Origin of the sequence: Citrobacter sp. Marseille-Q5395, from assembly GCF_947057495.1 — a bacterium.
In the GTDB taxonomy this organism is placed as follows: Bacteria; Pseudomonadota; Gammaproteobacteria; order Enterobacterales; family Enterobacteriaceae; genus Citrobacter; species Citrobacter murliniae.
Genome location: NZ_CAMSEL010000015.1, coordinates 24,871 through 47,615 on the forward strand (window position 1 = coordinate 24,871; position 22,745 = coordinate 47,615).

The window sequence follows — 22,745 nt, forward strand, 5'->3', positions numbered from 1 at the left end:
GCTGGCTGCGGGGATGAAAAGAAATAACAAATTAACCGCGGCGACGCTCGAAATCGATCATGAAATCGGTCAGCGCTTTCACACCTTCAAGCGGCATGGCATTGTAGATAGACGCTCGCATACCGCCGACAACCCGATGTCCTTTCAGCGCATGCAAACCCGCTGCGAACGACTCTTCCAGGAAGAGTTTATCCAGAGAGCTGTCAGCTAACTGGAACGGTACGTTCATGCGTGAGCGGTTAGACTTCGCGACATCATTGCGGTAGAAGTCACTGTTATCAATCACGCTATACAATAGCTCTGCTTTTTGCTGGTTAATTTTATCCATAGCATTAACACCACCCTGTTCTTTCAGCCATTTAAAGACCAGACCAGAAAGATACCAGGCAAAAGTCGGTGGTGTATTGAACATGGAGTCATTGTCGTTCAGTACGGTGTAGTCAAGGATCGACGGACAGGACACGTGGGCTTTACCCAGTAAATCTTCACGAACGATAACAATCGTCAGCCCTGCCGGACCGATATTCTTCTGTGCACCAGCATAGATAACGCCATAGCGGCTAACATCCAGCGGGCCGGAAAGAATGGTGGAGGATAGATCCGCCGTCACCACCACATTGCTGGCAAACTTCGGCGTTTCATCGATCGCAATGCCATCGATGGTTTCATTCGGACAAAAGTGCAAGTACGCCGCGTTATCAGAAAGCTGCCATTCGCTCATTGGCTTGACAGCACGCAGGCCGTCAACGGTAACTTTGGCATCAATAACATTCGGCGTGCAGTACTTTTTCGCTTCTTTAATAGCACTGGCTGCCCAGTAACCGGCATCAACGTAATCCGCCGTAGTTTTATTACCCAGAATATTTAATGGGATACCGGCAAACTGCCCACGACCACCACCATGGCAGAACAACACTTTATAGTTGGAGGGGATACTGAGAAGATCGCGAAAATCCTGCTCGGCTTCCTCTGCGACCTGAATAAACTCTTTACCCCGGTGGCTAATTTCCATTACCGACGTGCCAAGACCATTCCAGTCACAAAGATCCTGTTGAGCCAGTTTAAGTACTTCTGCCGGTAGCATTGCCGGACCTGAACTAAAATTGAAGACCTGAGCCATTTCCCCTCACCACGTTGTGTTGTTATCCGATCAACATCCTGTCGTTACGATAATTCCTGTGACAGACATTGGGTATAAGTTATTCCTGTGGATATCGGTTTTATCATTCAGTGACACGCGCCGCAATGGGTAAAAATGACCAGGGTAAAAATGAGCGATGCATCACACAACAGAATCTATCGGATTGACGGAAAAAAACCGAGATTTTCGCTGTCAGGTGACGCGTTTTGCCCGGCTGGCCTTCGACCATTCTGGATTTGCACAGCGCGGACATAATTGATGATCGCCCGCACTCATTTGGATCACTTCACTACAACGTACGCAGGCATAGTCTCCCGCTTCAGGTACAACCTTAAATCGTTGTGTGCAGTGTTTGGGAAGAATGCTTAGTCCGGGTTTGATCTGTTTATCCTCGAAAAAATAGACGCTAATCTGCCCGTTCGTTTCAAGAATCGCCAGCCTGACCTGCCCAAGTTGCTCGACACCATTGAGACGTAGCTCCATAAAGAATTCGAATTCCGTCATATTGGCGTTGTGAAGCTTTGACCATGCCAGTTCGCCATCCTCAACGATGACCACTGGCTTGCCTTCCAGCAAATCCTCCAGCTTTTCGCTATGTGCCATTAACCACATCACTAAACGATAAAGCAGCGCCAGGGTCATAAAAACGACCAGTACCGGAAGCATAGGGACATCGTCATAGAACGCCACATCACCCGCAGCTGAACCCAGCGTCAAAATAATCAGCACTTCAAAAAGTGACATCTGACGAACGCCACGCCGTCCTGTGAGCTTTAAGAAAAGGAAAACTAATATAAAGGTATAGAGGCTACGCAGAGCAACCTCGCCAAGAAAATCCATTGGCACCTTATCAAGAGCCATACGCTGCAAATCAAATGCTTTCATACTTACGCTCTAAACGTTGTGGACTGTGTGAAAGCATAGCCAATACTTTTATTTACGCCGCAGTGGTAGCGGCGATAGCGCCATTCATTCAAAACCCGTATCATTGCGCGCTTTCCGTACGACAAAAGTGATTTTCATGACGCAAACATTTATCCCCGGCAAAGATGCCGCTCTGGAAGATTCCATCGCCCGCTTCCAGCAAAAATTGCTCGACCTCGGTTTCCATATTGAAGAAGCTTCATGGTTAAACCCCGTTCCTAACGTCTGGTCTGTACATATCCGCGATAAAGAGTGCGCACTGTGCTTCACCAACGGCAAGGGCGCGACGAAAAAAGCAGCGCTGGCTTCCGCGCTGGGTGAATATTTTGAGCGTCTGTCCACTAACTACTTCTTTGCTGATTTCTGGTTGGGTGAAACCATCGCTAACAGTCCGTTCGTGCATTATCCGAACGAAAAGTGGTTCCCGTTGACCGAAGACGACAACGTTCCGGAAGGTCTGCTGGATCCGCGTCTGCGCGCATTCTACGATCCAGAAAATGAACTGACCGGAAGCATGCTTATCGATCTGCAGTCAGGCAATGAAGAACGCGGTGTCTGCGGCCTGCCGTTTACCCGCCAGTCTGATAACCAGACCGTCTATATTCCGATGAACATTATCGGCAACCTGTACGTATCTAACGGGATGTCCGCCGGTAACACGCCTAATGAAGCGCGTGTTCAGGGTTTGTCTGAGGTCTTTGAACGTTATGTGAAGAATCGTATTATCGCGGAAAGCATCAGCCTGCCGGAAATTCCTGCCGACGTGCTGGCGCGCTATCCGGCGGTTGTCGAGTCCATCGCCAAACTGGAAGCGGAAGGTTTCCCGATTTTCGCGTATGACGGCTCTTTGGGCGGCAAATACCCAGTAATCTGCGTGGTTTTGTTTAACCCTGCCAATGGCACCTGCTTTGCTTCATTCGGCGCACATCCTGATTTTGGCGTGGCACTGGAACGTACAGTCACCGAACTGTTACAAGGCCGTGGTCTGAAAGATCTCGATGTGTTCACTCCACCGACCTTCGACGACGAAGAAGTCGCTGAACACACCAACCTCGAAACTCATTTCATCGATTCCAGCGGCTTGATCTCCTGGGATCTGTTCAAACAGGATGCTGATTATCCGTTCGTCGACTGGAATTTCTCCGGAACCACGGAACAGGAGTTCGCCACCCTGATGGCTATCTTCAACACTGAAGATAAAGAAGTGTATATCGCCGACTACGAACACCTGGGCGTGTACGCTTGCCGCATTATCGTTCCCGGTATGTCTGACATCTATCCGGCTGAAGATTTGTGGTTAGCGAACAACGGTATGGGCGCGCATTTGCGTGAGACAATCCTTTCTCTGCCGGGCAGTGAATGGGATAAAGAAGACTATCTCAATCTGCTCGAACAACTGGATGAAGAAGGTTTTGACGACTTTACTCGCGTGCGTGAACTGCTGGGCCTGGCGACTGGTCCGGACAACGGTTGGTCTACCCTGCGCATTGGCGAGTTAAAAGTCATGCTGGCTCTGGCTGGTGGCGACCTGGAGCAGGCATTGATTTGGACGGAATGGACGATGGAATTTAACGCCTCTGTCTTTAGCGCCGAACGTGCAAACTATTACCGTTGTCTGCAAACGCTGTTGCTGCTGTCGCAAGAAGAAGATCGGCAACCGCTGCAATATCTGAATGCCTTTGTTCGCATGTACGGTGCTGATGCCGTTGAAGCGGCAAGTGCGGCATTGAGCGGAGAAGCGCCTTTCTATGGCCTCCAGCCCGTTGACAACGATCTGCAAGCGTTCCCGGCACATCAGTCTTTGCTGAAAGCCTACGAAAAATTGCAGCGTGCTAAAGCAGCACACTGGTCAAAATAGTGGCAAACAGCCTACTCTGAGTAGGCTTCAACAATTGACTACGCTATATTACGGGGCGCTTTTAGTGCCCCATTTTTTTATTTTTGCGTAATCAAAAATAAATGTAAAAGCAAGGTTAAATATTAGTAGTTGATATTAAAAAAATTAACTTAGTAATGTTACCTTTTATTGCAATTACTCCATTTTAATTAACTGCTCAACAGGGGGCAAAAGGAAAAAATTCAACTCACTTTATAATTTTTAAAATTTATTTTTACTTGGATAATCAAAAAGTTACACCGTAATCGCATAAAAACCATGCGTCTTACGGGCCTATAAGCCAGGCGAGATATGATCTATATCAAATTCTCATCTATAATGCTTTGTTAGTATCTCGTCGCCGACTTAATAAAGAGAGAGTTAGTGTGAAAGCTGACAACCCTTTTGATCTTATTCTACCTGCTGCAATGGCCAAAGTTGCCGAAGAAGCAGGCGTCTATAAAGCAACGAAACATCCGCTTAAGACGTTCTATCTGGCAATTACTGCCGGTGTATTCATTTCAATTGCCTTTGTTTTCTATATCACCGCCACCACCGGCACCGGAACAATGCCTTTCGGTATGGCAAAATTGGTGGGTGGTATCTGCTTTTCCCTGGGGTTGATCCTGTGTGTTGTCTGCGGTGCAGACCTCTTCACCTCAACGGTACTGATTGTCGTCGCTAAGGCGAGTGGTCGTATTACCTGGGGCCAACTGGCAAAGAACTGGCTTAACGTATATGTCGGCAACCTGATTGGCGCCCTCATCTTCGTGTTACTGATGTGGCTTTCTGGCGAGTACATGACCGCCAATGGCGCATGGGGGCTTAACGTTCTACAAACAGCCGATCACAAAGTGCACCATACTTTTGTTGAGGCTGTTAGCCTTGGCATTCTGGCTAACCTGATGGTATGTCTGGCCGTATGGATGAGCTACTCAGGTCGCAGCCTGATGGACAAAGCGTTTATCATGGTATTACCGGTCGCAATGTTTGTTGCCAGCGGTTTTGAGCACAGTATCGCAAACATGTTTATGATCCCTATGGGTATCGTAATACGCGATTTAGCCACCCCGGAATTCTGGACCGCAGTCGGTTCCTCTCCGGAGAATTTTTCTCACCTGACCGTGATGAATTTCATCACCGATAACCTGATTCCGGTTACGATCGGTAACATTATCGGCGGCGGTTTGTTGGTCGGGTTGACATACTGGGTCATTTACCTGCGTGGTAACGATCATCATTAATTTGTTGATGTTCATTACACGCAGTAAATAAAAAATCCACTTAAGAAGGTAGGTGTTACATGTCCGAGCTTAATGAAAAGTTAGCCACAGCCTGGGAAGGTTTTACCAAAGGTGATTGGCAGAATGAAGTAAACGTCCGTGACTTCATTCAGAAAAACTACACTCCGTACGAGGGTGACGAGTCCTTCCTGGCTGGCGCGACTGAAGCGACCACCGCACTGTGGGACAGCGTGATGGAAGGCGTTAAACAGGAAAACCGCACTCACGCGCCTGTTGACTTTGACACCTCCGTTGCTTCTACCATCACTTCTCACGACGCTGGTTACATCAACAAAGCGCTCGAGAAAATTGTTGGTCTGCAGACTGAAGCTCCGCTGAAACGTGCAATTATCCCGTTTGGCGGCATCAAAATGGTTGAAGGTTCCTGCAAAGCGTACAATCGCGAACTGGACCCGATGCTGAAAAAAATCTTCACCGAATACCGCAAAACCCACAACCAGGGTGTATTCGATGTTTATACCAAAGACATTCTGAACTGCCGTAAATCCGGTGTTCTGACTGGTCTGCCAGATGCGTATGGCCGTGGTCGTATCATCGGTGACTACCGTCGCGTTGCGCTGTACGGTATCGACTACCTGATGAAAGACAAATACGCTCAGTTCGTTTCTCTGCAATCCGATCTGGAAAATGGCGTAAACCTGGAAGCGACTATCCGTCTGCGTGAAGAAATCGCTGAACAGCACCGCGCGCTGGGTCAGATCAAAGAAATGGCTGCTAAATATGGCTGCGATATCTCTGGTCCGGCTACCAACGCTCAGGAAGCTATCCAGTGGACCTACTTCGGCTACCTGGCCGCTGTTAAGTCTCAGAACGGTGCAGCAATGTCCTTCGGTCGTGTATCCACCTTCCTGGATGCTTACATCGAACGCGATATCAAAGCAGGCAAAATCACCGAGCAAGACGCTCAGGAAATGATTGACCACCTGGTCATGAAACTGCGTATGGTTCGCTTCCTGCGTACCCCTGAATATGATGAACTGTTCTCCGGTGACCCGATTTGGGCAACTGAATCTATCGGTGGTATGGGCGTTGACGGCCGTACTCTGGTTACCAAAAACAGCTTCCGCTTCCTGAACACCCTGTACACCATGGGTCCTTCTCCGGAGCCGAACATCACCGTTCTGTGGTCTGAAAAACTGCCTCTGAACTTCAAGAAATTCGCCGCTAAAGTGTCCATCGATACCTCTTCTCTGCAGTACGAGAACGATGACCTGATGCGTCCGGACTTCAACAACGACGATTACGCTATCGCTTGCTGCGTCAGCCCAATGGTTGTTGGTAAACAAATGCAGTTCTTCGGTGCGCGTGCAAACCTGGCGAAAACCATGCTGTACGCAATCAACGGCGGCGTTGATGAAAAACTGAAAATGCAGGTTGGTCCTAAGTCTGAGCCGATCAAAGGCGACGTCCTGAACTTCGACGAAGTTATGGAGCGCATGGATCACTTCATGGACTGGCTGGCAAAACAGTACGTCACCGCACTGAACGTTATCCACTACATGCACGACAAGTACAGCTACGAAGCCTCTCTGATGGCGCTGCACGACCGTGATGTTATCCGCACCATGGCGTGTGGTATCGCTGGTCTGTCCGTTGCTGCTGACTCCCTGTCTGCAATCAAATATGCGAAAGTTAAACCGATTCGTGACGAAGACGGCCTGGCTGTTGACTTCGAAATCGAAGGCGAATACCCGCAGTTTGGTAACAACGACTCTCGCGTTGATGACATGGCGGTTGACCTGGTAGAACGTTTCATGAAGAAAATTCAGAAACTGACTACCTACCGTAACGCTATCCCGACTCAGTCTGTTCTGACCATCACTTCTAACGTTGTGTATGGTAAGAAAACAGGTAACACCCCAGACGGTCGTCGTGCTGGCGCGCCGTTCGGACCTGGTGCTAACCCAATGCACGGTCGTGACCAGAAAGGTGCTGTTGCCTCTCTGACCTCTGTTGCAAAACTGCCGTTTGCTTACGCTAAAGATGGTATCTCTTACACCTTCTCTATCGTTCCGAACGCTCTGGGTAAAGACGACGAAGTTCGTAAGACCAACCTGGCTGGTCTGATGGATGGTTACTTCCACCATGAAGCGTCCATCGAAGGTGGTCAGCACCTGAACGTGAACGTCATGAACCGCGAAATGCTGCTGGATGCGATGGAACATCCGGAAAAATATCCGCAGCTGACCATCCGTGTTTCTGGCTACGCAGTACGTTTTAACTCCCTGACTAAAGAACAGCAGCAGGACGTTATCACTCGTACCTTCACTCAGACCATGTAATTCCCAGTCTGACTGAAAAAGCGTACAATAAAGGCTCCACGTAAGTGGGGCCTTTTTAACAACTAAGTCTCTTTCGCCAGCTATCTATACTTATGGATGACTGCCAAAACAGACTCGACACAGTGAACAACTGTGCACTAACACAGGCCCCGGATGGGCCACACCTGGAGAAACACCGCAATGTCAGTTATTGGTCGCATTCACTCCTTTGAATCCTGTGGCACCGTAGACGGCCCAGGCATCCGTTTTATCACTTTCTTCCAGGGCTGCCTGATGCGCTGCCTGTATTGCCACAACCGTGATACGTGGGATACGCACGGTGGCAAAGAAGTTACTGTCGAAGAGTTAATGAAAGAAGTGGTAACTTATCGCCACTTTATGAATGCTTCCGGTGGCGGCGTAACGGCATCCGGCGGTGAGGCCATCCTGCAGGCTGAATTTGTTCGTGACTGGTTTCGTGCCTGTAAGAAAGAAGGTATTCATACCTGTCTTGATACTAACGGTTTTGTTCGCCGCTACGATCCAGTTATTGATGAACTGCTGGAAGTGACTGACCTGGTAATGCTCGATCTTAAACAGATGAACGACGAAATCCATCAGAACCTGGTAGGTGTATCTAACCATCGTACACTGGAATTTGCTCGCTACCTGTCTAACAAAGATATTAAAGTGTGGATCCGCTACGTTGTCGTCCCCGGTTGGTCTGACGATGACGATTCCGCGCACCGTCTGGGTGAGTTTACCCGTGATATGGGCAACGTAGAAAAAATCGAACTACTGCCTTATCACGAGTTGGGTAAACACAAATGGGTGGCGATGGGCGAAGAGTACAAACTGGATGGTGTTAAGCCGCCGAAGAAAGAGACCATGGAGCGCGTGAAAGGTATCCTTGAGCAATATGGTCACAAAGTGATGTATTGATTTTTTGCCTCATCGAAACGGCTGCCATCAGGGCAGCCGTTTTGCTATCTAAAGCATCTGATATTCAGGTCATAACAAAGGAAAGGATGTGAAGCGCTTATTCATCTCAGGAGTTTTACTGCTGTCAGCCCAGTGCGTAAATGCCGCCAGCAGCTGCGATATCAATGCCATCGTCCAGCATGCGTGGCCAGATGCAACATCTACACCGCAGGGCATCATCACCAAAGATAACCAGGTTATCACCACCAGCGCCAATTCTCCCCAAAGCGCAATTTGCAAGGTCTGGCCGGCACAACCGGAGCTGACACTGGCAGCGGTTCCATTGATGTCTCAGCAGTATACCGATTACGATCACTCAGGCGATCTGGAACTTCTGGTACTGGATTCCGCTACCCTCAACGTCAAACAGCGATTAAATCTTACTGCGCGTATGGACGATGACGCTTTTCGTATTACAGGCATTACTCTTGATACAGCACGCTGGAAAGTTAAACCTAACCAGACTGCATTCGGCTTGCATATCATGCGCAACGGCAGCTCACGAGTGAACCCTATGAGTGAAGATGCACTGTCGCTGTTTGTCATTGAGGATAACCAGTTACGGACAATATTAAACGGTATTGTGCTTGAAAATAGCAGCGGCGAATGGGATGGAAACTGTGCAGGCACATTTAACGATGTTAAACGCACCCTGGCTCTGGAACCCGGCTCACAGAAGGGATACGCCAATATACGGGTAACCGAGAAAAACGTAGCATCCACCACACATACTGACGCCAATGGCGAGTGTGTATCAAAGGACAAACCAGGCAAAACGACAACATTGCTACGATATGATGGCAAGCACTATGTCATACCCAAATCCCTTATGCCTCTGGAATAAGAGCACCATAACGTCTGAAAAGCAGCCATGAGACGCATTTGTCATTGCTATGCCTTGACCACGCCAGTATGTTTTCCTGGCTAGCCTGAAGTAAGGGTAATTATTGTACTTGTCGCATCTAATGGCACTCAGCATATCAGGATTATTCAACAGCTGGTGTGCTGGCTGGATGAGGCTGAGCATCTGCAACAACTCGCCACTGTTAGCAGCCAACAGGAACTTCACGCTATTTTACTTAATACAACTCAGACATGCGCCACAGAGTTTGGTGTATGCCCAGCCTTACGAAGCAGCATCAGCAAATAAATAAACGACACACTGGCGATCATAATAAACAACACGCTGTCAGAATAATTCTGCATCAGCATGGCGGTAAATGACGGTCCAAGCAGGCTACCCACGGTATAGCTTAATAACAGTGCCTGATTCATGGCGACCAGTTGATGATGCTCAACTTTCTCGCAGGCCCAGGCCATTGCTACCGGATAGAGGGTAAAACCTGCCGCTCCCAGCATGAACAACGCGGGTGCCATCGCCGCCTGATTCAGCATAGCGATACTACCGAGGATCACCACGAACACCTGCACACGCAAAACCAACAGACGACCTAATTTATCCGCCAGACGACCAATCGGCCATTGCCCCAGAATCCCGGCGCTGACCAGAACGGCCATCCAGAAGCCAATGCTGGCATTGCTGACTCCCTGATGATTGAGATACAACGGCATCAAACCGTACAAAGAACCCAGCACAATTCCGGAAATAATACAGCCATTCACGCCCAGACGAGCCTGTCGAAGCTTCAACATGGAGGCAATTGGGGTCGTCGAATGATGATCATCACTCTGTTGGTTCACAATGCGCGTAAAGAGCAACGGTAAGACCCCGGCCAGGATCGTGCCAGTAACCCATGGCAGAACGTTCATTAATTCTGTCGATACTTTACTGACCAACAGCTGTCCTAAAAACGTCCCCACGTAATAGACCATCATATATGCAGCAAGTAAGCGTCCGCGATTACGCGAAGTTCCGCTGCACATTAGCGCGCTTTCCACCACCACCCAAATCATGGCGCAACCTACGCCCGCAATAAAGCGCCAGGTCATCCAGCTCCAGAATCCCACCATAACGCCCAATCCCACACAACCCACTGCAAAAATAAACGATGCAATGTAATAGCTGCGATTAAAGCCAAGGTGTCTAATTAAATACCCGGTAAGTAATGTCCCAATCAGATTGCCGGTGAAATAAGACGAGCTGACCACTCCCACTTGCCAGGTTGGCAAATTTTCATGGGCGAGCCAAAGCGGGACGAGCGTGTTTAACACGGCGATCGCCAGGGTCAATAGAAGCAGCCCGCACAGCAGCAGCATGACGGGTCGGGTATAGGTGGACATGAATAAAAACCGTGAGGAAGTTCAAATTTCATGCGCATCATGCCACTGCCAAAAACATTGTCAATCGGCTGACTACGGCCTGTAGCACGATTTCAATGTGATCGATTTGAAATACTAATTCTCATCATCAATGATGATAATCTGCCTGACGCCATCTGATTGTTTAAATTGATCTAAAACAAAACTGCCCCGTTACGTTCAGTCGAAAAATTTCATGGTTCATTTTGTCTTTTTTTCTGTTATTACCAGTCAGATGTAAAAAAACCGGGGTATTAACCCCGGCTTTCATATCATGCCGACAAACAGACTTTAACTGGCAACTGCCATGCCGACTGTCATATGCAGACCATAAAACACGCCGCGACCGATCAATTCACCTACCAACAGCAGTATAAATGCGACTGAAAGCAGTGGTATTGCTGGTTGATAGCCTTTTACTTGCGGCACTATCCAGCAGCACAGCGCTAAAGCCAATGCCACAATACGCCATGCCATCAGCGAACCGTAATCCGGCACAAGGGTAGATGCCTGCTGAATTGAACTGTGGATAGTTGCCAGCTCAGCCCCCTGCATCACGGACATGATGGCGCTTACCACCAGTGCAAGTACTGAAATAGCCGGCAGCAGTCGCATTGCCCAACCATCAATTCCGGCAACGCGCAGCAGCAGATAACCCAGCAGTGGCCCCCCCATAAATAGCGTCAGGAAGAAGCCCAGCGGCGTCCAGATACTGAACCAAGTTGGTACCGTATCAATGGTGTTATACACACGTACCATCATCCAGACAAAAGCTACGCCCAGTACCATGGTGGCAACCAGCCAAAGATTACGTAATGCTGGTGACATTTTTTTCAATACCGCCAACAACCAACCGATACCACCAACGGCGAAGAAGAGCGAGCCGCTGGCGATTTCATTACTCAGTGCAGAAGAACCTACACGGTTGAGTGAGTTAAAGGCTCGCACAGGTGACCCCAGGTGCAGCATGGAAGCAATAAAACCGATCCCCATTAACACCCACAAGCCAAACATACAGGCAATCACACGTTGTTGTGATTCAGGGCGTAAATCCCCTTTCATCAGCGCCAGTGCCAGAACAATAAAGCCACCAACCACACACTGTCCGAAAACAGTGAAGATCATCAGCGGCCACTCATGCCATCCACTTCCCATCTTACACCTCCTTCGGATTTGCCAGATAACCCGTGGTATCCCCTGTAGGGCGGCTATTGGCGTTAGGCTTGATCACAATACAAGGTTTGGTGAAGTGCGCACCCGGCAATGGCGCAACCGCAGCCAGTTCTCCGTGCTTTTTACGCAGTTCATCAATCGGGCCAAAATCCAGTGCACGTAACGGGCAGGACTCAACGCAGATTGGTTTTTTACCCTCTGCAACACGGTCATGACAGCCATCACACTTGGTCATATGCCCTTTAGCAGCATTGTACTGTGGAGCGCCATAAGGGCAGGCCATATGGCAATAGCGACATCCGATGCACACGTCCTCATCAACGACCACAAAACCATCTTCACGTTTGTGCATAGCTCCGCTCGGACAAACCTTGGTGCAGGCCGGGTCTTCGCAGTGGTTACATGCGATGGAGAGATAATAGGCAAAAACGTTCTGATGCCAGACGCCGTTATCTTCCTGCCAGTCGCCGCCAGCGTATTCATAAATACGACGGAAGCTGACATCCGGAGTTAAATCTTTGTAGTCTTTGCAGGCCAGTTCGCAGGTTTTGCAACCGGTGCAACGGCTGGAATCAATAAAAAATCCATACTGGGTTGTCATCGGTTACTCCTTACACCTTTTCAACCTGAACAAGGTTCGTATGTGACGGGTTCCCCTTGGCGAGAGGAGAAGGACGCTGGGTTGTCAGCACGTTAATACAACCGCCCTGATCCACACGTTTCACATCCGGGTCATACCATGCCCCCTCACCTAACGCCACAACGCCTGGCATCATACGTGGCGTCACTTTCGCCTCAATATGCACCTCGCCACGGTCATTAAAGATACGAACTTTGTCGCCGTTGTTAATACCACGTCTTTGCGCGTCCAGCGGGTTAATCCACATTTCCTGGCGGCAAGATGCTTTCAGAACATCAACGTTGCCATAGGTTGAGTGAACGCGAGACTTATAGTGAAATCCCGTCAACTGCAGGGGAAATTTATCCGCCAACGGATCGTTTAAGCTTTCAAATCCCGGGGCGTAGATTGGCAATGGATCAATCACGTCGTCTTCAGGCAGTTCCCAGGTTGCTGCGATATCCGCCAGTTCCTGAGAATAAATTTCGATCTTGCCCGATGGCGTGGTAAGTGGATTTGCTTTTGGATCCTCGCGGAATGCTTTGTAAGCTACGTGATGTCCTTCGGGATCGCGCTGTTTGAAGATCCCTTGCTTGCGGAACTCTTCAAACGTCGGCAATTCAGGTATCGCTTTGCGTGACTGCTCGTACAGATGACGCATCCACTCTTCCTGAGTACGACCCTCAGTAAACTGCTGCTCGACGCCCAGGCGTTTTGCCAGCTCGCTGGTCATTTGATAGATAGTCTTGCACTCAAAGCGTGGCTTGATGGCCTGGTCGGTGAATATCACATAGGACATATTCCCGCACGAAGCGTCGAGGGCGAAATCCATTTGTTCGGAAGCTGTGCAGTCTGGCAGCAAAATATCGGCGTATTTAGCCGAGGACGTCATATGGCAGTCAATGACAACAATCATTTCGCACTTCTTATCATCCTGAAGGATTTCGTGAGTGCGGTTGATATCGGAATGCTGGTTAATCAGACAGTTACCAGCATAGTTCCTGATCATTTTAATCGGAACGTCGAGTTTATCTTTTCCACGAACGCCGTCACGTAGCGCCGTCATTTCCGGGCCGCGTTCAATCGCGTCGGTCCACATAAACATCGAGATACTGGTTTCAACAGGGTTTTCCAGCGTAGGCATACGTTCAAACGGTAAACTGTAAGAGCCTTCACGCGCGCCGCTGTTACCGCCGTTAATACCGACGTTACCGGTCAGAATAGCCAGCATGGAAATAGCACGGGTAGCAATTTCACCGTTAGCATGACGCTGTGGTCCCCAGCCCTGGCTGATATAGGCGGGTTTGGCACTACCAATCTCACGTGCCAGCTTAACGATACGGTCAGCCGGAATACCTGTTATCTGCGCAGCCCATTCCGGAGTCTTCGCTATACCATCTTTACCCTGCCCGAGGATGTAAGCCTTGTAGTGGCCATTTTTTGGCGCACCTGCCGGAAGGGTTTTCTCATCGTATCCCACGCAGTATTTATCGAGAAACGGTTGATCAACCATATTTTCGCTGATCAATACGTACGCCAGACCATTGACCAGCGCCGCATCGGTGCCCGGTCTAATCGGGATCCATTCGTCCTCGCGCCCCGCACCAGTATCGGTATAACGAGGATCTATAATGATCATACGGGCATTTGACTTCTGCCTCGCCTGCTCAAGGTAATACGTTACCCCACCACCGCTCATGCGGGTTTCACCAGGGTTATTACCAAACAGAACAACAAGCTTGCTGTTTTCGATATCAGACGGGCTATTACCGTCCGCCCAGCCGCCATAGGTATAGTTCAGACCAGCAGCAATTTGCGCAGAAGAGTAGTCACCGTAGTGGTTCAGATAGCCGCCACAACAGTTCATCAAGCGAGCAACCAGCGTTTTTCCCGGCGGCCATGAGCGCGTCATGGTGCCTCCCAGCGTACCGGTACCGTAGTTGAGGTAAATAGACTCGTTACCGTAGTCTTTGATCAGACGTTGCATATTGCTGGCGATAATATCGTAGGCTTCATCCCAACTTATACGCTCGAATTTGCCTTCACCGCGCTTACCGACACGCTTCATCGGATATTTCAGACGGTCCGGGTTATAGACGCGACGACGCATGGAGCGGCCGCGCAGACAGGCACGAATCTGGTGCAGGCCGTCATAATTGTCATCGCCGGTATTATCGGTTTCAACATACTTTATTTCACCATCCACCACATGCATACGCAACGGACAGCGGCTACCGCAGTTCACCGTACAGGCGCTCCAGATCACTTTCTCATTGATCTGCGCCGGATTAATGGCTTCTGCGGCATTTGCTATGCGGGTAAATGGCAGGGTAAATGCGCTACTGGCCATCGCCAGTCCGCCTATCGCCGTCGTTTTTACCAAACCGCGACGACTCACCTCAGCTGCCAGTACGGCATCGGGGATCTTAGTTTTCATAGTGACTCACTCTGCTGCTCACAATAAACAAAAAAGAAATACTCGTTGTATAGATATTTATATATCGATATTATCGTTATACAGACTGGTATATAGTGAATTTGCGTAAAGACAGAGATAAATACTGACCTTCATTCGAAGGTAGTATTACCACTAATGAGGTAAGGGTTATTGTCCGGTATCAAGCAGGCATAAAAAAAGCGCCCACAGGCGCTTTTTTAACAGAAAAAGATGGCTTAACCGATGTATTCCAGACCATTCATATAGGGACGTAATACTTCCGGAACCTGAATGCGGCCATCAGCTTGCTGGTAGTTTTCCATCACAGCAACCAAGGTACGTCCCACAGCCAGACCAGAACCGTTCAGCGTATGCACTAAACGCGTCTTCTTGTCGGATTTGTTGCGGCAACGAGCCTGCATACGACGTGCCTGGAAATCCCACACGTTTGAGCAGGAGGAGATCTCGCGGTAAGTATTCTGCGCCGGGATCCACACTTCCAGATCATAGGTTTTGCATGCGCCAAAGCCCATGTCACCAGTGCATAGAATGATCTTACGGTACGGCAGTCCCAGCAGCTGAAGTACTTTCTCAGCATGGCCTGTCATCTCTTCCAGTGCGTCCATAGAATCTTCCGGACGAACAATCTGCACCATTTCAACTTTATCAAACTGGTGCATACGGATCAGACCACGAGTATCACGACCGTAAGAGCCGGCTTCAGAACGGAAACATGGCGTATGCGCGGTCATTTTGATCGGCAGTGCATCTTCGTCAATGATCTCATCGCGTACCAGGTTGGTCAGCGGGACTTCTGCCGTTGGGATTAGCGCATAGTTACTGCTATCGGCTTCTTCGTCCAGCGGACGCGTATGGAACAGATCACCGGCAAACTTCGGCAACTGGCCTGTACCGTACAGCGTGTCATGGTTAACCAGATACGGAACGTAGTTTTCGCTGTAACCATGCTGTTCGGTATGTAGATCCAGCATGAACTGAGACAGCGCACGGTGCATACGTGCAATCTGCCCTTTCATTACCACGAAACGAGAACCCGTTAGCTTAACCGCAGCAGCGAAATCAAGACCGGTATGCATTTCACCCAGCGTGACGTGATCGCGCACTTCGAAATCAAATTCGCGAGGAGTACCCCAACGGCTGACTTCGATATTGTCATTTTCATCTTTACCCACCGGAACTTCGTCCGCTGGCAGGTTAGGAATGGTCAGTGCAATATCGCGGATCTCGGCCTGCAAGGCATCAAGTTCAGCTTTCGCGGTATCCAGCTCTTCGCCCAGTTTGTTCACTTCCAGACGTAAAGACTCGATATCTTCTCCGCGCGCTTTTGCCTGGCCGATGGATTTCGATCGAGAGTTACGCTCTGCCTGCAGGTTTTCTGTTTGTACCTGCAGAACTTTACGACGCTCTTCAAGAGCGCGCAGCTTATCTACATCCAGCTTAAAGCCCCGGCTTGCCAGTTTTTCAGCGACTGCGTCTGGCTCATTACGCAGCAGATTGGGATCGAGCATGCTTATCCTGTGCTTATCGAATTAAAATAGGAGAAAGTGACCACAGCCTGCGATCACAGGGATACATTGCCAACATTACCGCAACGATCGCGCTAACGGTAGCGTTTTATAGGGCTATTTTGATCCTGCCCGGCAAGCCAGGCGAGCTTTTCGCCAATCTTACCCTCAAGACCTCTGTTTGTGGGGTGATAATAGCGCGTTTGTGCCAGTTCCTGCGGAAAGTACTCTTCACCGGCAGCATACGCATTCGGCTCATCATGAGCGTAGCGATATTCCTGTCCGTAGCCCATTTCTTTCATCAGCTTCGTCGGGGCATTACGCAAATGCACAGGCACATCATAATCCGGACGCTCGCGGGCATCAGCCAACGCTGCTTTATAGGCGGTATAGACTGCATTACTTTTCGGCGCACAGGCCAGATAAACTATCGCCTGAGCTATCGCTCGTTCGCCTTCTGCAGGCCCTACGCGAGTGAAACAATCCCATGCTGAAATTGCCACTTGCATAGCCCGTGGGTCGGCATTTCCCACATCTTCGGAAGCAATTGCCAGACAACGGCGCGCGACGTATAACGGATCGCCACCGGCGGTAATGATCCGTGCATACCAGTAAAGCGCCGCATCCGGTGCGCTGCCGCGTACCGATTTGTGTAACGCCGAGATCAGATCGTAAAAGCGATCGCCTTTATTATCAAAGCGCGCGCTGCGCTCCCCGGCAATCTCAGTCAGTAATGCTGTCTGTAAAACACGTTTTCCGCTGTCATCGACTTCGGCCATATCAGCCATCATTTCCAGCGTGTTCAACGCCCTTCGCGCGTCACCATTCACCAGTTCCGCAATCGCCCGACGTGTTTCATTCGGCAGGACAATATCCTGTCCCCCGTAGCCACGCGCTTTATCTGTCATCGCCTGGTCCAGCACCTGCTCAATATCTTCGGTGGTTAACGATTTCAGTAGATAGACACGCGCACGCGACAGTAATGCCGAGTTAAGTTCAAAAGAGGGATTTTCGGTCGTGGCGCCAATAAATGTAATGGTGCCATCTTCGATATGCGGGAGAAACGCGTCCTGCTGGCTTTTATTAAAACGATGAACTTCATCCACGAACAAAATTGTACGCCGACCTGCATTGCGGTTCTGACGCGCACGCTCAATGGCCTCACGAATTTCTTTCACACCAGAGGTGACCGCCGAAATGCGTTCAACATCTGCATCAGCGTAGCGAGCAATCACTTCGGCGAGTGTTGTTTTACCCGTACCGGGTGGTCCCCACAAGATCATGGAGTGCAGGTGCCCTGCCTCAATGGCACGCGGCAAGGGCTTGCCTGCGGCCAGCAAATGCTGCTGGCCGATATACTGTGCTAAATTTTCTGGCCGCATGCGCGCGGCCAGTGGCTGAAAGGTATTATCAGAAAAATCGAGCGACAGATTGCCCACTCACGCGCCTCTACTTACGTTGATCGTCCACCGTCACACCTTGTGGCGGGGTAAAGGTGAATTTTGATGGTTCAATTGCACCATTCTGCTGAGACTTCAGCTGATAGCTACTGCGTTGATCGTCCTGCTCGACAGCACTGAACTGATGGATTGTTCCATCACGCCCGACATTAATGGTGAACTGCTTCAGATTACCGCTGCTGGTTTTCGGGGTCAGCACAAAGTCATCACCGTTTTGCTTGATATTGTATTGTTGCCAGTCGCTGGACTGGTTGCGCGCAATCAGCATAAACGGTGTATTCCCCGTGGCATCTTTCAGCCAGGTGGCCGTTGCTTGCTCAACAAACGGGTTAAAGAACCACAGCGTTTTGCCATCGGATACCAGAATGCTCTCGTCAGGCTGTGTCATATGCCAGTTAAACAGGTTCGGACGTTTAACCCATAAGTCACCCTGACCTTCCTGTACTGCCGCTCCGCTGCCATCCGTCACCTTCTGGGTGAAGCTGGCATGGAAACTACTGACTTTATCCAGACGGCTTTTCAGATCGCTGGCAGCATCAGCCCAGACGCTGCTAACCACAAAGCTCGACAGTAATGCACAGGTGATTGCGATTCTTTTCATCGTTATTCCTCAAAATACGTCACTCCCGACGGGGAGATCCCTCTGCTATCCATTCCAGGCCAAAAATCAGCATGAGGAAAGTAGAAAATACTGAATTACTTAACTTTGCAATCAATCGAAGGGAGGCGGCGCCAACACTTCACGATTACCATTATGTCCCTGCTCACTGACAATTCCCTGCGCTTCCATCTGTTCAATGATGCGTGCGGCACGGTTGTAACCAATACGGAACTGACGCTGAACGCCGGAGATTGAGGCCTTACGTTTCTCCGTGACAAATTTGACGGCCTGGTCAAACAGCGGATCCAGCTCTTCACCACCGTCAAAACCACCGCCACCGCCTTCGCTTTCGCTGTCGGAGGTAATGCCATCAACGTATTGTGGACGCCCACGCGCTTTCCAGTCCTGAACAACTGCATGCACTTCCTGGTCGCGCACAAATGCGCCATGCACACGCACTGGCATAGTGGAGTTAGGCCCGGAATAAAGCATATCCCCCATGCCCAGCAGAGACTCTGCGCCACTTTGGTCGAGGATGGTGCGTGAATCAATCTTACTGGAAACGGTAAAGGCGATACGGGTTGGAATGTTGGCTTTAATCAAACCGGTAATAACATCAACCGACGGACGCTGAGTCGCCAGTACCAGGTGGATGCCCGCCGCACGTGCTTTTTGTGCCAGACGAGCGATGAGTTCTTCCACCTTTTTACCGACGGTCATCATCAGATCAGCGAATTCATCTACCAACACGACGATATACGGCAGTTTTTCCAGCACAGGATGCTGAACGTCCATGCTATCGCCAGGTTTCCAGTACGGGTCAGGAATCGGACGCCCCATACGGGCTGCTTCAGCGATTTTCTCGTTATAACCAGCAAGGTTACGTACGCCAAGCGCCGACATCAGCTTATAGCGACGCTCCATTTCATTGACGCTCCAGCGCAAAGCATTGGCCGCATCTTTCATATCTGTAACAACTTCAGTCAACAGATGCGGGATACCTTCGTAAACGGAAAGTTCCAGCATTTTCGGGTCAATCATGATAAAGCGGACATCTTCCGGTTGTGCCTTGTATAGCATGCTGAGGATCATGGCGTTTACCCCAACCGACTTACCGGAGCCGGTGGTTCCTGCAACCAGCAGATGAGGCATTTTTGCCAGGTCAGCAACGACCGGCTCGCCTGCAATATCTTTACCCAACACGACTGTCAGCGGAGATGGATTTTCGCGGAACTTCGCGTTATCCAGAACTTCACGCAGATAGACGGTCTGACGTTTTTTATTCGGCAGTTCCAGTCCCACATACGGTTTACCTGGAATCACTTCTACCACACGCACCGCAACGGTCGACAACGAACGAGCCAGATCGCGGGAGAGGTTAGAAATACGCGCAGCTTTCACACCAGGGGCCAGGTTCAGTTCAAAACGGGTAATAACCGGACCCGGTGAATAGTTCACGACATCAGCTTTAATGCGGAAATCCGCCAGTCGGGCTTCAACCAGACGCGCCATTTGCTCCAGCGCAAAGGTATCCACTGGTTCAACTTCACTCGGCGGTGGCGTCAACAGATCCAGCGAGGGCAGCGGTGTGGTTGGACGTTGTACCGGGCGGCTGTCACCATTACGCATCAGTAATGGATGGATCAAGCTATCCTGCGGCTGCGGTGCTACAGGTTGTGGCGGCTGCTGATAATGCTGCTGCGGCGCTACAGGCTGCGGCGGCTGCTGATAATGCTGCTGCGATGCTACAGGCTGCGGCGGCTGCTGATAATGCTGCTGCGGTGCTACAGGCTGTGGCGGCTGCTGATAATGTTGCTGTGGCGCTACAGGCTGCGGCGGCTGCTGATAATGCTGCTGCGGCGCTACAGGCTGCGGCGGCTGTTGATAATGCGGCGCTGGTGCAGGCTCCTCCGACATCACGCTCGGGGTAAACAGCGGCTCATGCGGGCCGTCATCGACCAGAGCTTTCATCGGTGAGAATGCAAAGTCATCCAGTGAGAACGGATTAGCGCCCGCTGGTTGTTCGCCGGAATAGCGCTGCTGTTGGGAAGATGCAAACTGACGGGCTAACTCCGCTTCTGCAGCAGAATCTTCATCCTCAGCTTGGTTTGTGCCGTCCTGATACTCTTCCCCATAACGATGCTGTTGGGACTGCGCGAACTGACGTGCCAGCTCATCCTGATGCATTGCATCAATTTCATCGTCACTATATTGCGTATCCGAATCAAGTTGCTCTTCACGCGCTTTTTCTTCAGCAATTCGCTGCGACGGTAATTTTATGCCATACGAGGCCAGTTCACGACGCGTTGGCACGCGGACACGGTTCGGGCGTGGCAACTGCGGCCCAATACCTTCTTTCACCTGCGGACGTGGCGCACCACCAGCCAGACTAAACACAGGTGCGGCAGCAACGGCAGCCCCGGTAGCCAGAGCTGCATTTTTCGCCCCTGTGGCCATTGGTGCAGCGGCAACGACAGACTCAACTGGCGGTATGGCGGCAGTTGTCGGCATAGACGGTTTCACCCGTTCTGGCTCTGTCACAGGTTCCGGAATTGGCTGATACCATGCTGCGAGTTGTTCACGTTCGCGCGCACGTTTCTCTTCCACTTCTTCAAAATAGTAGAGCGGAGGACGAGCTGGTTTAGTCTCTTCAACAACCGGTTCCGGCTCAACAACAGGTGGCGGTTCAACAATGGATTGCTGATGAACAACTGGTTGCGATGGAATAGTCTCCTGCTGATAGACAGACTGTGGCTGGAGAGGAGCATTCTGCTGATAAACCGGTTCAGGTTGCCAGCTTTGTTCCGCTACCGGCTCTTGCGTCTGCCAGGGCATTTGCGATTCTGGCATCATCGGCTGCTCATAACCAACGTCAGCCACAGGAGGAACGGAATATTGCGGCTGGGGCTCAACAGGCGCCGGTTGTTGCCACGCTTCATAAGGTTGTACAGATGGCTGTGCGTACTGATTTGGCTGCGGATACCCTTCTGGTCCAGGCGCGATAGCCGGTTCACCAGTCTGTGGCCCCGGCGCAGATTGCCATGCAACTGCAGGAGCAGGCTGAACAGGAACTGTGCCCGATGCAGGCGGGGTTTGCATCAATGGATCAACGGGAGCGCTCCAGGCCTGCGTTGCTGCAGTGGCCGCCGCAGCAGCTGCCACTGGCTCTGCTACGGAGTGTCCATTGAGCAGCGGATCGAATTCATCATATTCTGGCAACGTCGCCCGATTTCCAGAGAACAGGACATCATTAGGATCGGCAACGACGCCACGGGCGCTGTATTCTATTTCATCTTCATCATCCATGCGTTTGCCGGAGAACAGCGCAGCATCGGTGTGACGCCCAAGCGGGTTGGTAAATTTTTCAGCCAGGCGCTTACGGCGCGCTAATGCGCCGCGAAGAATACGTGCCCGACGCGATTCATGCGGTTTTCCTTCGGCAGCGTCGACAAACTCGTCGTCTTCATATTCTTCATCATCGACCCAGGTATCATCACGACGAGTTCGGTTGCTGGCAAATGTCAGAATATTTAGCAGCCAGCCCCCTAATTTCTCCGCAATACTCACCCATGACCAGCCGGTAAACAGAGTTAACCCAGCAGCCCAGATACATAACAGTGTGAGCGTTCCCCCGCTGCTATGCAGCAGAGGTTGCAAAGTGGTACTTAGCAAACTGCCAATCACGCCACCGGAGGCGAAATACCAGATGTCGTCGGCATTGATTGCCGCCAGTCCGCAAGAAGTAAGAATCAGCGCCAGAACGCCGATAATGCGAAGCGACACGGCAAAATAATCAACGTATTCATCACTGGCCTGATGCCGCCAGGCAAACCAACAGCCGCCAACAATGATTACGGGAATGGTGTAGGCCATGACGCCGAAAATAAAGAACAGCGTGTCCGCCAGCCATGCGCCGGGTATTCCCCCCAGATTATGAATAGGCTCGTGCCACGCGGTTTGCGACCAACTGGGGTCCGAAGGGTTAAAGCTGAGTAAGGCAGCCATCAACCAGACGGCAAAAAGGGCAATAAGGATGAGTAGCGCTTCCAGAAGTCGGCGCCCGCTGCTTAACTTCGTCAATGTGACGTCTTTGTCTTCAGTGTATTCCTGGCTCAAAAACGGCTCTCCAGGTTTCAGGCTTTTCCTGCCCGATGCTAAAACGGACAACAGCACCGGGTTACCC

Annotated in this window: 16 protein-coding genes; 6 read left to right on the forward strand and 10 right to left on the reverse strand. The window is 50.6% G+C overall.

From position 1 onward, the window contains the following. Window positions 1-31: 31 nt before the first annotated feature. Together serC and OH663_RS16930 are read right to left on the reverse strand one after the other, a co-directional pair. Window positions 32-1,120 (reverse strand): 3-phosphoserine/phosphohydroxythreonine transaminase, encoded by a 1,089-nt coding sequence (serC, locus tag OH663_RS16925; protein ID WP_200010745.1) that lies wholly within the window; start codon window positions 1,118-1,120, stop codon window positions 32-34. Between the two features lie 213 nt (window positions 1,121-1,333). Further along, window positions 1,334-2,026, reverse strand: a complete 693-nt coding sequence (locus OH663_RS16930; protein ID WP_045441258.1) for a DUF421 domain-containing protein — start codon at window positions 2,024-2,026, stop codon at window positions 1,334-1,336. 136 nt (window positions 2,027-2,162) lie between these two features. Here OH663_RS16930 and ycaO point away from each other — a divergent pair, with 136 nt between their 5' ends. From ycaO to OH663_RS16960, 6 genes are all read left to right on the forward strand, one after another. Beyond that, window positions 2,163-3,923, forward strand: coding sequence for a 30S ribosomal protein S12 methylthiotransferase accessory factor YcaO (gene ycaO, locus OH663_RS16935; RefSeq protein WP_045441257.1), 1,761 nt, complete (start codon window positions 2,163-2,165; stop codon window positions 3,921-3,923). A gap of 404 nt (window positions 3,924-4,327) precedes the next feature. Beyond that, window positions 4,328-5,185, forward strand: coding sequence for a formate transporter FocA (gene focA / locus OH663_RS16940; RefSeq protein ID WP_200010741.1), 858 nt, complete (start codon window positions 4,328-4,330; stop codon window positions 5,183-5,185). 59 nt (window positions 5,186-5,244) lie between these two features. Further along, window positions 5,245-7,527 carry a formate C-acetyltransferase gene (gene pflB, locus OH663_RS16945; protein WP_045441256.1) on the forward strand — a complete coding sequence of 761 codons (2,283 nt, stop codon included), beginning with the start codon at window positions 5,245-5,247 and terminating at the stop codon, window positions 7,525-7,527. A 180-nt stretch (window positions 7,528-7,707) separates the two neighbouring features. Next, window positions 7,708-8,448 carry a pyruvate formate lyase 1-activating protein gene (pflA, locus tag OH663_RS16950; protein WP_045441255.1) on the forward strand — a complete coding sequence of 247 codons (741 nt, stop codon included), beginning with the start codon at window positions 7,708-7,710 and terminating at the stop codon, window positions 8,446-8,448. An 88-nt stretch (window positions 8,449-8,536) separates the two neighbouring features. Continuing rightward, entirely contained in the window at window positions 8,537-9,331 is a 795-nt protein-coding gene (locus OH663_RS16955; RefSeq protein ID WP_200010739.1) for a PA3715 family protein, read from the forward strand. Window positions 9,332-9,475: 144 nt separating this feature from the next. Beyond that, window positions 9,476-9,637, forward strand: a complete 162-nt coding sequence (locus OH663_RS16960; RefSeq protein WP_231593096.1) for a hypothetical protein — start codon at window positions 9,476-9,478, stop codon at window positions 9,635-9,637. Here the strand turns inward: OH663_RS16960 and OH663_RS16965 are convergent. The 8 genes from OH663_RS16965 to ftsK all read right to left on the reverse strand — a co-directional run bounded on the left by OH663_RS16965 (window position 9,577) and on the right by ftsK (window position 22,678). Next, window positions 9,577-10,728, reverse strand: coding sequence for an MFS transporter (locus OH663_RS16965; protein ID WP_200010737.1), 1,152 nt, complete (start codon window positions 10,726-10,728; stop codon window positions 9,577-9,579). The two genes, OH663_RS16960 and OH663_RS16965, sit on opposite strands and share 61 nt — an antisense overlap. Before the next feature lie 309 nt (window positions 10,729-11,037). Further along, window positions 11,038-11,901 (reverse strand): dimethyl sulfoxide reductase anchor subunit family protein, encoded by an 864-nt coding sequence (locus tag OH663_RS16970; RefSeq protein ID WP_045441253.1) that lies wholly within the window; start codon window positions 11,899-11,901, stop codon window positions 11,038-11,040. Between the two features lies 1 nt (window position 11,902). Further along, window positions 11,903-12,520, reverse strand: coding sequence for a dimethylsulfoxide reductase iron-sulfur subunit DmsB (gene dmsB, locus OH663_RS16975; protein WP_045441252.1), 618 nt, complete (start codon window positions 12,518-12,520; stop codon window positions 11,903-11,905). Between the two features lie 10 nt (window positions 12,521-12,530). After that, on the reverse strand, window positions 12,531-14,975 hold the full coding sequence (dmsA, locus tag OH663_RS16980; RefSeq protein ID WP_263525782.1) for a dimethylsulfoxide reductase subunit A: 2,445 nt from the start codon (window positions 14,973-14,975) through the stop codon (window positions 12,531-12,533). Between the two features lie 236 nt (window positions 14,976-15,211). Beyond that, window positions 15,212-16,504: a serine--tRNA ligase gene (serS, locus tag OH663_RS16985; protein ID WP_045441250.1), complete on the reverse strand. Its 1,293-nt coding sequence runs from the start codon at window positions 16,502-16,504 to the stop codon at window positions 15,212-15,214. Window positions 16,505-16,596: 92 nt separating this feature from the next. Then, a complete protein-coding gene (gene rarA / locus OH663_RS16990) occupies window positions 16,597-17,940 on the reverse strand; it encodes a replication-associated recombination protein RarA (RefSeq protein WP_045441249.1) in 1,344 nt (447 codons plus the stop codon). Between the two features lie 10 nt (window positions 17,941-17,950). Beyond that, window positions 17,951-18,562 carry an outer membrane lipoprotein periplasmic chaperone LolA gene (gene lolA / locus OH663_RS16995; RefSeq protein WP_040233939.1) on the reverse strand — a complete coding sequence of 204 codons (612 nt, stop codon included), beginning with the start codon at window positions 18,560-18,562 and terminating at the stop codon, window positions 17,951-17,953. Between the two features lie 111 nt (window positions 18,563-18,673). Beyond that, window positions 18,674-22,678, reverse strand: coding sequence for a DNA translocase FtsK (ftsK, locus tag OH663_RS17000; RefSeq protein ID WP_200010733.1), 4,005 nt, complete (start codon window positions 22,676-22,678; stop codon window positions 18,674-18,676). Between the last annotated feature and the right edge of the window lie 67 nt (window positions 22,679-22,745).

Coding starts and splice junctions, on each gene's coding strand:
- serC (WP_200010745.1), bottom strand. CDS start 1,120: ATGGCTCAGGTCTTCAATTTTAGTTCAGGTCCGGCAATGCTACCGGCA.
- OH663_RS16930 (WP_045441258.1), bottom strand. CDS start 2,026: ATGAAAGCATTTGATTTGCAGCGTATGGCTCTTGATAAGGTGCCAATG.
- ycaO (WP_045441257.1), top strand. CDS start 2,163: ATGACGCAAACATTTATCCCCGGCAAAGATGCCGCTCTGGAAGATTCC.
- pflB (WP_045441256.1), top strand. CDS start 5,245: ATGTCCGAGCTTAATGAAAAGTTAGCCACAGCCTGGGAAGGTTTTACC.
- pflA (WP_045441255.1), top strand. CDS start 7,708: ATGTCAGTTATTGGTCGCATTCACTCCTTTGAATCCTGTGGCACCGTA.
- OH663_RS16965 (WP_200010737.1), bottom strand. CDS start 10,728: ATGTCCACCTATACCCGACCCGTCATGCTGCTGCTGTGCGGGCTGCTT.
- OH663_RS16970 (WP_045441253.1), bottom strand. CDS start 11,901: ATGGGAAGTGGATGGCATGAGTGGCCGCTGATGATCTTCACTGTTTTC.
- dmsB (WP_045441252.1), bottom strand. CDS start 12,520: ATGACAACCCAGTATGGATTTTTTATTGATTCCAGCCGTTGCACCGGT.
- dmsA (WP_263525782.1), bottom strand. CDS start 14,975: ATGAAAACTAAGATCCCCGATGCCGTACTGGCAGCTGAGGTGAGTCGT.
- serS (WP_045441250.1), bottom strand. CDS start 16,504: ATGCTCGATCCCAATCTGCTGCGTAATGAGCCAGACGCAGTCGCTGAA.
- lolA (WP_040233939.1), bottom strand. CDS start 18,562: ATGAAAAGAATCGCAATCACCTGTGCATTACTGTCGAGCTTTGTGGTT.